This window comes from Allocoleopsis sp. (genome assembly GCF_036703385.1).
Lineage (GTDB): Bacteria > Cyanobacteriota > Cyanobacteriia > Cyanobacteriales > Coleofasciculaceae > Allocoleopsis.
On record NZ_DATNPA010000690.1, the window covers coordinates 1 to 2,952 of the forward strand.

A 2,952-nucleotide genomic window follows, 5' to 3' on the forward strand; every position below is an offset into this window, starting at 1 on the left:
TTGCTAGAAGCCAATTTGAATAAAGGTTGTAGCATTTTTCTAATCTCACAATTAAGCTGTGCCACGCCACTACAAACTATTAAATTAAATTACGGGTGCTATAACCCCAAGCCTCTCAGGAAACTCAGTAGTGATAGCACCCGCTGCTAGAGTTCACCATTTGGAACTCCTTAAAATTGATAAGCCTCTCTAACGGTTCACTCAGATTATCGAGCAAGATAATCTGAGTGACTCCAGCATTTGGACCGCAGCTAGGGATTGCTAGCTTGAGCCGATAACAGCTCTTTTAGCTTCGCCAACTCACCAGCCCAACGAGGATCGGGTTGAAAGCCACCTGCGTCAGAGGATGCTGTGGTTGTGCGTTGCTCGCTACCCCGCTTGGACTTTTTATTGCCTGCACGACGAGTAGGAGGAGTGTGATTGCTCGATGCGCGTTGTGGTTCTTCTTCCTCCTGTTGCTGATTCTTCGAGCGTGGTAGCGCTTTTTCGATTTTTAGGGCGCTTTCTTGGAACATGTGACCATTGAACTTTTCAATGATTTCGTCAGCCAATTCATCTGTTGGTACGGTGACAAAGGCAAATCCCCGACATTTGCCGGTTTTGCGGTCTTTAATCACCTTTGTGGAAACAGATTCACCGGCGTCTGCAAAGACAGCGTGCAGTTCATCGCGGTTTACTTCTTCTTTTGGTAAATTGCCTACGTAGAGACGAACGGACATGAGAAATACCTCCAGACTTGGATTCAAACAAATTTGTTCGCAGGAGCAGTCATCCCGGCTAAGGATGGATTGGATTGACGAACGGTTCCCGCGTCCAGACAATCTCTGACGATCCTTACCAACCTCAACACAACAGACTGATGTAATAAAGCCAAACTCCTATATACCATCCATCCAGGGTAATTACGACCCGCATGTAGACCTTGGGTTCGCAAGTACCAGGATTAAGGTTAATGCTTTTCCTCTTATTCTGATTATTACAGAATGTTTACACTATTCATAACGTACCACGCTCTTTCATAGGCAAGCTAGTATAACAGACAGATTTCCATCTTTAGCTGTAGCTTGCTGAAAACCTGTGTAACCAATGGCGTAGTTAAGAAGGTACGTCAAGGCTTAAACTCACCCTGTGTCAATGCTAACGCAGGAGCACCTAAATGATCTCAAAGGTAATTGACAGAGCTGCTAGTGGATTTGTTTCAATGAGGTGCGGTCAAAATCAGTGGGTGATTTCCAGAAAATTTCTCCGCGTCAGGAGTGTTAGGAATATCTCTGTGTCTATATCAACCAACGACTGATGTCCACCCCCGTTTCAATGCTGCGCTCGCGGCTTGCGGCTGTACGATCCATGTAATCGGGTGGACGAGCTAGCGCGATCGATAGTACTGCTAGGTAAATTTTTACCGTTGAATCCAAAGGTTTTTACAAGCTGTTGCCAATTAGGATGAAGGGTGCCCAGTAGTAAGGATGAGAAAAACCAGAAGAGGTGCTAACAGTGGAGGGAGTGGGCGAACCAGGTCGGGCTTCAAGCACAAGACCCCTTTGTTCAGGATTGTCAGATATTGAGGTATTACCGCGCAAGAGACTCAGTTGAGATTGACGTAAGGCAGCAGCTTTCGTCATGGGGGCGGTGGACGTTTCCTTGGCTAGATTACTGTAGAAATGTTGCATCAATACGCGAGTACTGTCATCGTTAACCGACCAAAGAGACGCCATTACTGCCTTAGCCCCAGCGTTGAGAAAGTAGTAGCTAATACCATTAATCTCGTTGCCGTCCTGTCCCGGTTCACCAAGAGCTGTTTGGCAAGCGGACAGTACCACTAGAGAGACATTACTCAAGTCTTGCAATGTGGAAATCTTGGGAATGGCTAATTTCTCACCCGTGCCTAACAGGAGATAAGAGGCATCTGGGCTACCAGGCACAAATTCGCCGTGAGTCGCAATGTGTAACAGTTTATGACCTAAGAGATTGTCTCGCAGCGATCGCCAGTTAAAGTCCTGGTTGAGGAACTCTAAACCGGGATAAATGCCCTTTGTATCGTTCGGTTGTTTGCGGACGATCGCATCGAGTTCTGCGGGTACATTCGGCAGGGGATTAAAGCCAGGAACGGCGTTAGAGAGTCCCAGTGCCAGAATAGAGGTGTTTTGTGTTCCGGGTGGTATGCGATCGCTTGTATTGGTCAAGTCTGCCGATAGTACTGTAGACACGGCATAATTTTCAATCAGGTATTTCTCTCCATCAAACAAAGCACTCATCGGGATGTAGCGTGCCGCCCGATCTAGGGAGAAGACTAAATTTTGAATTTTGTTTTCCTTGAGTTCCGGTTCGATAGGTTTAATCAGCCAATCGTAAAGTTGTTTTCCGGTTGCCTGAAGTTCAGCAATATTAGAGTTGGGAGTTTGTAAAAGTTGGCGGAATTTCAAAACCGTTTCTGCTAGCTGCTGCTGTCCTACCTTGGGAACTTCAACAGTTTTAATAATGCCTCCTTTTGATGCCCACAATAACCAAATTTTGTCATCCAGTACCAAGGGATAAATCAGGACAGTACCGGGTTGGGCTTCTACGATTTCTTTGGCTTTCAAGCCTAGCTTTGTAGGGTCGAGGAATGCTTCGTCTTGAGATCTGCGATCGCGCACTTGTTTTTCAATGCCTTGGACTTTCTGATTAAACTGTTCTGTTAAGGCTTCTCGCTGGTCTAGCAGTTGACTGAGTTGGTTGCAACGAGTTTGCTGACATTCATAAATTTTTTGTCCAAAGGCAATTAATGTGCCATTTTCTTTTTTTATTTGTTCTTCAGTTTGATTTAAGACTACTTCAGGTTTTTTGCCTCCTGCTCTAGTGTCTTTTGTAAAGTCGCGTAACTCTTGGACTTTCAATAGTTCTAATACCTGTTGTGCTTCTAAAATGCGACCTTGGGAGAGTAATAGGTCTGCTAACTCGCGATAGATATCA

General features: G+C 45.4%; 3 protein-coding genes. All 3 read right to left on the reverse strand.

All coding sequences use genetic code 11. The features are described 5' to 3' along the window. Positions 1-251 precede the first annotated feature (251 nt). Positions 252-719: an RNA-binding protein gene (locus tag V6C93_RS32580; protein ID WP_333480836.1), complete on the reverse strand. Its 468-nt coding sequence runs from the start codon at positions 717-719 to the stop codon at positions 252-254. A gap of 558 nt (positions 720-1,277) precedes the next feature. Beyond that, positions 1,278-1,415, reverse strand: coding sequence for a hypothetical protein (locus V6C93_RS32585; RefSeq protein ID WP_333480837.1), 138 nt, complete (start codon positions 1,413-1,415; stop codon positions 1,278-1,280). Positions 1,416-1,421: 6 nt separating this feature from the next. Next, a partial coding sequence (locus V6C93_RS32590; RefSeq protein WP_333480838.1) for a CHAT domain-containing protein occupies positions 1,422-2,952 on the reverse strand: 1,531 nt, incomplete at its 5' end.